This window comes from Psychromonas aquatilis (assembly GCF_038155185.1).
GTDB classification, from domain to species: domain Bacteria; phylum Pseudomonadota; class Gammaproteobacteria; order Enterobacterales; family Psychromonadaceae; genus Psychromonas; species Psychromonas aquatilis.
In genome coordinates, this window is the sequence record NZ_JBAKAZ010000097.1 from 1 (window position 1) to 6,436 (window position 6,436).

At 36.1% G+C, this 6,436-nt stretch carries 7 protein-coding genes; 4 read left to right on the forward strand and 3 right to left on the reverse strand.

Features of this window, described 5'->3' with window-relative positions; all coding sequences use genetic code 11:
* A partial coding sequence (locus tag V6256_RS14580) for a hypothetical protein (protein WP_341599004.1) occupies positions 1-215 on the forward strand: 215 nt, incomplete at its 5' end.
* A 13-nt stretch (positions 216-228) separates the two neighbouring features.
* On the opposite strand, the gene V6256_RS14585 is transcribed toward V6256_RS14580, so the two are convergent.
* From V6256_RS14585 to V6256_RS14595, 3 genes are all read right to left on the reverse strand, one after another.
* The gene (locus V6256_RS14585) at positions 229-528 is read right to left on the reverse strand and encodes a 2OG-Fe(II) oxygenase family protein (protein ID WP_341599005.1); all 300 of its coding nucleotides are present in this window, start codon (positions 526-528) and stop codon (positions 229-231) included.
* A 482-nt stretch (positions 529-1,010) separates the two neighbouring features.
* A complete protein-coding gene (locus V6256_RS14590) occupies positions 1,011-1,319 on the reverse strand; it encodes a hypothetical protein (protein ID WP_341599007.1) in 309 nt (102 codons plus the stop codon).
* A gap of 434 nt (positions 1,320-1,753) precedes the next feature.
* Entirely contained in the window at positions 1,754-1,942 is a 189-nt protein-coding gene (locus V6256_RS14595; RefSeq protein ID WP_341599009.1) for a hypothetical protein, read from the reverse strand.
* Between the two features lie 348 nt (positions 1,943-2,290).
* On the opposite strand from V6256_RS14595, the gene V6256_RS16460 reads away from it, so the two are divergent.
* From V6256_RS16460 to V6256_RS14615, 3 genes are all read left to right on the forward strand, one after another.
* Positions 2,291-2,686, forward strand: a complete 396-nt coding sequence (locus V6256_RS16460) for a DUF2061 domain-containing protein (protein WP_424141074.1) — start codon at positions 2,291-2,293, stop codon at positions 2,684-2,686.
* A gap of 436 nt (positions 2,687-3,122) precedes the next feature.
* On the forward strand, positions 3,123-3,314 hold the full coding sequence (locus V6256_RS14610) for a CsbD family protein (protein ID WP_341599010.1): 192 nt from the start codon (positions 3,123-3,125) through the stop codon (positions 3,312-3,314).
* A 316-nt stretch (positions 3,315-3,630) separates the two neighbouring features.
* A complete protein-coding gene (locus V6256_RS14615; protein ID WP_341599011.1) occupies positions 3,631-5,964 on the forward strand; it encodes a membrane-bound PQQ-dependent dehydrogenase, glucose/quinate/shikimate family in 2,334 nt (777 codons plus the stop codon).
* Positions 5,965-6,436 lie beyond the last annotated feature (472 nt).

Consider the following 6,436-nt stretch of genomic DNA (forward strand, 5'->3'; position numbering starts at 1 on the left):
TTCCTTTTTTCAGCCTCCCTTTTTTAACTTTTATTTTTCGTCTACGCTCGTCCAGCCTACTTGATGTCTATTGGCTTTTATTTCGCCCTGTCGGCGACTTTACTTTCTCTAAGCCAGTAGAAAAAGTAAGCAAAATACTATTTGAGAAAGCTCAACGGCAGGAAGTTGTTGCTGTATTCAACACAGTAATTTATCTTTTATACTATGTTGAATAAAATACTTATAAAACTAAATGTTTAATGCAAAGCTTAATAAAACACGTTTTCCTGATTCAATTTTAGTGACACTGTGTTCATACTTATCTGGTCTAAATAAATACACGCGATTAAATAAATTAAGTATGCATTTTGTACACTTAAATACACCACCTACTTTAGGTTGCACCAATATAAAATTAAGTTTGTAATAACGCCCCTTTTGAACATTATCAACGTGTGCCCTAACACTATGATTAATAGGATAAGTAACTAGATTTATCGAAAATATCTTACTATAAAGAATTGTTTTGTTTTTAATGCTTTCAATCATATTATCTCCATACTTTAACCTACATATTCTAGCATGAAGCCACTTTATAAAGACCCTGTTTAGCAAGATCAAAATGCGATGAGATATAACCAAATAACTCATTAAATAATACCTTGATAATTTTCTTATCTAGAATACTTAATAACTTTCTAATACAAATAATACATTGAATTTGTTTATAAAAGGTTTGAGTGTCCAGCACTTCACCAGCATTCCTTAAGTTAATACTAAGACTGAGCTCAATATAACCACACCTCTTCTTCTTATTGAATTTTCTGAACCAGCTACATTTAAAACTAAAAAAGGTTTGGGTGTCCAGCACTTCACCAATAAAACTGGACACCCATACATTTAAATAAATAAGATCAGATAGTTACAATAAAACTTTACTCAGTGCAACTAATTCAATTCTCATCATTGAATTTTTGAATCAACCATCTTTAGTAAATTAAGTTAGCGAACAGTTCAATATCAGTTTTTCACTAGACTACAGGCTTATCTACTTTTTCATTTTTACCTAAAAAGGTAATCAATATTGCGACTAAAATTCCTGCGAAGCCGATGCCTGAGAATACAAGGCTATATTCACTTTTAATATCAAACATATTTAATAAACTGGTTAATAGTAATAATGAGATCCCAAGAGTTTTTAGGATAGTTAATGGTTTACTTAAACTAAACCAGTTCTCACAAGATGGGCATTGCTTTGCTACATAGATACCTTTTTTATTGATATTTTTAATCGCTTTTGGGGTTAGTTTTTCTTGACAATTGGGACACGTTACTTTCACTTTTAATCCTTAAAAATGGCTTGTTAATTTCTTTTAATAACCTAAAAACCAATATAAAAAACATCGTTTGTATTCAGGCTTATTAATTCATCAGAATAAAGTAACATAAACTGATACCAACTATATCAATCATTTAAAACTCAATTCAAAAATACGAAGCGCTATTCTTTAAATCTACAAAGGAATTAAGGTAGTTATACATCAACATAGTTCACGAACTAATTAAGCTATGCATGCTCTGTATTGGTTATTTTTCCTCATGGGTAGGACACACAACGAAACTTGATTTTTCAGGCTATAAAACGATGTTTCAACTATTTAGGCGCTCAACGAGCGAAAATGGAAGTTAATACTCTGAGAAACAACTCTGCACATCTATATCACCACATAGATTACGATAACTGAACAGCTAAATAATCAATGTAGAAAGAGTATTATAGATAACCAGATTCAAATACTTGTTTTATTAATGCTGTAATGAGCATAACAAATATTAATATAGGTAAAATTTTACTGTATTTTGCTTGTTTCTTTGCACTCATTGGCTTGGCATAACGCTCCACCAGCACCACTAACAAAGTAAGTGCAGTAAACAAGGCAATTAAAACCCAGATAATGTCCATCTTCTCCCCTCAATGTTTTACTTTTTTATAATAGTTACATCATGTATCCAACAGATCAAATACAACAATATAAAAGCTAGCGACTTTGGCGCTCACTTTGACTACATTTATTATTGCCGTGAACGACTCTGTTGATATGTTGACTAAATAAACAATACCTTCATATACGTTATATTCAAACAGCAAAATCACAACAAAAACTATCAACCCCCAATACAGTGAAAGCTAAAACCTATCAAAATTATAGATACAAACCATTTCCTTTAATGATAACAATTATCAATAATACAACTACAGAAACAAACCAACCAAAATATTAAAACCAAACAAGACACAAAGGATAGCACTATGATTAAGACAATTACTTTTGCAATGATTCACTTTAGTATTGCGACAATTGTTGCATATGCATTAACAGGCGACCTTTTATTAGGTAGTTTAATCGCAATGATAGAGCCATCAATTAATACTGTGGCCTTTTATGCACATGAAAAAGCATGGGAACACTTTCCTTTTCTAAAAAAACGTCAGTCAATGACTAAAGTGAAAACAATTAGTTTTGCAGTGATACATTTTAATGTTGCGTTCTTAGTGACTTACGCTTTAACAGGCGATGCTTTCCTCGGTGGATTAATGGCAACGATTGAACCTGCAATTAACTCTTTTGCTTACTTCTTCCACGAAAAAGCATGGTTTAATAAAACGAACAAGCATAATCATAACCAACAAGTTGTATGCGCATAAACAAGTATGCTCAGCCAATAACTGAGCAGCTTTACCAATAACCATATGCATGCAGAGTGCACTAGTTTGACAAAAAGCCAAGATCCCCCCTATTGGCTTTTTGTCTTTTAATATAAACAATACTGAATGTGCAGTACGAAATCACCCGAAATTGCTGGATACCCAGATGTTTAGATAAACAAAATCCAAATCGTTACAATAGAGCCCTGCTTAATATCACTACGCCCCTTCTTTCTTTAATCACAAACTACATGAAAACCTTTCAATCACCCTTGTAATAGTTACAGGGAAAAAATACCGCCTACTTTAGCCCGCAAAAAATATAACTATAAATCAATAGCTTATTTTTTTGGCACACAACTTGTATCGTTATCTACTGAGAACATTGACGCAATCACTATATTGCATTTATCCAGACTAGCTAAGGAGCTATATTATGAATAACGACATTATGAAAGGTCAGTGGAAACAAGTATCAGGTACTATCAAAGAGAAATGGGGTAAGTTAACAGATGACGACTTACAAGAAATTGACGGTAGCCTAGAAGTCTTCCAGGGCAAAATGCAAGAAAAATATGGCATGGAAAAAGATGAAGCAGAAAAAGAGTTTAATAAAACAGTCTCATAGGTCTCAACCGTTTATTTAACTTTTTAAATAACCTAATCAGGGCCAATTCAATTGGCCCTTTTTTCAGTTAAGACAATGAAGTGCTGTTTTTATTAAAAGGAAATTTTATGCTTATCAAACTACAAAAAAGTACAAAAATACAACAAAACCTAAAAAACTGAGTTAAGTCGATGTTAGTTGACCACGCTATTTTTTCGTAAAATCAGTCACGAAAATACTAATCTCACTCAAAACACCATTACAACAATTAACTAAAGCACATTTATCAACATACTTTACCTGTATTTAAAGGTCACTAAAGATAAGGATAGTGTTTATGATCATTTTATCAGTATTATTTTTTATTATAGGATTAGCCTTATTGCTTGGCGGCGGTTGGCTAATTGCATTGGGTGGCAGCTTATATTATTGCTTAGCCGGGGTAGCACTTATCGCAGTGTCATTATTACTACGTAAAAAACATGCCTATGCTAACTTTATTTACGCTATCTTTTTAATGGCGACATTGGTTTGGTCAATTCTTGAGTCAGGCCTCAGTTGGTGGCCACTGGCAACTAGAATGGGACTTTTCCTGATTTTAGCCATCCCTCTCCTCTTAATTGCTTTTGGCAAGCATCGTCGCGGTTGGATATTTTTATTACCCGTCTGGTTAGCAGCTGCAGCCACAACCCTTTCCCCTTTAATGGTGACCTCTCCGACAACAGTAGAAGGTGAATTACCGCGTGCGGTTAGCATACCTTTCTCAAGTGATGTAGATGACGGTGATTGGAATGCTTACGGTAGAAGCAATTTAGGACAACGATTTTCTCCTTTAGACAAGATCACACCAGAGAATGTCGATCAATTACAATTGGCTTGGCAATATCAAACCGGTGATAAAAAAGGACCTAAAGACGTAGGCGAAACCACTTATGAAGCAACGCCACTTAAAATAGGCAACGCACTTTATCTTTGTACGCCGCATAACTGGCTTATTGCTTTAAATGCAGATACCGGTGAAGAACAGTGGATTTACAACGCCAAAGTACCCGCCGAAAGTCAGCGTCAACATCAAACTTGTCGTGGTGTTTCTTATTTACCACCTAGTGATAGCAAACCACTTTCTGCCGTCCAAAAGGTATCAACACCTTCAGAAAACTTAAGTTCATTACAATGTGATGCACAATTATTTTTACCTACATCAGATGCACGACTTATCGCTGTTGACCCTGAAACAGGTGCTCGTTGTGCTAACTTTGCAGAAAATGGCGAGTTAGATTTAATGCACAATATGCCATTTAAACAATCTGGTTATTACTACTCAACGTCACCCCCATTAGTTACAGGTGGTGTTGTTATCGTGGCCGGTTCAGTCAATGACAATTACGATATTAACTCCCCTTCTGGTGTCATTCGCGCATATGACGTGAAAACTGGTGAATTGGTATGGAACTGGGATTCAGGTATGCCATATAAAACAGAACCCATTGCAGAAGATGAATTATATGCAACAAGCTCTCCCAATAGCTGGTCAGTGGCCAGTGCTGATGAGGAGCTAGGACTCGCTTATTTTCCAATGGGTAATAGAACGCCTGATCAACTAGGTGTTTATCGTACGCCTGCTGAAGAAAAATATGCAACATCGGTTGTGGCATTAAGCTTGAAAACTGGCCAAGTTGCTTGGGTGCAACAGTTTGTTCATCACGACCTGTGGGATATGGATACCCCTGCACAACCTTCTTTATTGGATTTAGACACTGAAACCGGAAAACAACCCGCTTTAGTGATCCCAACTAAACAAGGCGATATTTATGTGCTTAATAGAGCAACAGGCGAGCCTATCTTTCCAATCACCGAAGAGGCTGCTCCGCAAGGTGCGATTGCTGGCGATCACACCGCTAAAACGCAACCAACTTCTGCTTTATCCTTTAAACCTGAAAACTTAACAGAGTCGGATATGTGGGGAGCAACGCCGCTCGACCAGTTAATTTGCCGAATCAACTTCAAGCAATTACGTTATGAGGGCCGTTATACGCCACCATCAGAACAGGGTTCGATTATATACCCAGGTAATTTTGGGGTTTTCAATTGGGGCAGTATTGCGGTCGATCCTAAACGTCAGCAGTTATTTGGAATGCCTTTGTATCTTGCTTTTACGTCTACATTAATTCCTAAAGAAGGACTTGATTTAAGTGATTCAAATAAAGGAGAGCAAGGCGTTAACTCAAATGAAGGCGCTGATTATGCTGTCGACTTAAAACCATTCCTTTCTCCATTAGGCATTCCCTGCCAACAACCACCTTGGGGATTTGTTGCAGGGGCAAGCCTTAATACAGGTAAAACCGTTTGGAAGCATAAAAATGGTACGATCGAAGATATGACGCCATTTAAACTGCCAATTGAAATGGGTGTACCCGGCATTGGAGGTCCAATTATTACCGATAGCGGCATCGTATTTATGGCAGCTGCCGTTGATGATTATTTACGAGCTTACAATCTAGCCGATGGTAAAGAATTGTGGAAAGCACGATTACCAGCAGGCGGACAAGCCACTCCTATGACTTATTTAAATAGTAAAGGAGAACAAATGGTCGTCCAAGTTGCAGGCGGTCATGGTTCTATTGGCACAACAATTGGCGATTATGTTGTTGCTTATAAACTAAAAAAATAACCACTAGTACCTGCTAAATCTAATCCAATAATATTGGGTTAGGTTTAGCCTTACCCGATCCCATACTTCATCAAAAACACATCTACCTAACATAAGTTTCTGGACTGGTAAGTTTATGGACTAAGTTTATAATAAGTTTATGGACTAAGTTTATGGACAGCCAAATATTTTAAAATATGAAACAGACCTAAATATGATGGCTCAAATCATCAGAGAAATTAACGAATATTCTTTTCAAGCCTCTAAAACTAAAAAAGTAATGCTAATTTTTAAATAATTCATGAATCTTGCGCATGGGAGCCATTAGCGAATGCTAATTATGTTTTTAATTTGTGGGTGTGAAGTAAGATTAATGAACTTGTCGTCGCAGTTGATTCTTACTCGCTATCCAGCATTTTCCAGTATGCTCTGCGAATGATGCTAATGCTTCTAAAGAGCCCACTGCACCTTGGTAATCTTTACCAAATCGACT

Excerpts from the sequence above, each read along its gene's own strand:
- V6256_RS14585 (WP_341599005.1), bottom strand. The coding sequence starts at position 528 with ATGATTGAAAGCATTAAAAACAAAACAATTCTTTATAGTAAGATATTT.
- V6256_RS14595 (WP_341599009.1), bottom strand. The coding sequence starts at position 1,942 with ATGGACATTATCTGGGTTTTAATTGCCTTGTTTACTGCACTTACTTTG.
- V6256_RS16460 (WP_424141074.1), top strand. The coding sequence starts at position 2,291 with ATGATTAAGACAATTACTTTTGCAATGATTCACTTTAGTATTGCGACA.
- V6256_RS14610 (WP_341599010.1), top strand. The coding sequence starts at position 3,123 with ATGAATAACGACATTATGAAAGGTCAGTGGAAACAAGTATCAGGTACT.
- V6256_RS14615 (WP_341599011.1), top strand. The coding sequence starts at position 3,631 with ATGATCATTTTATCAGTATTATTTTTTATTATAGGATTAGCCTTATTG.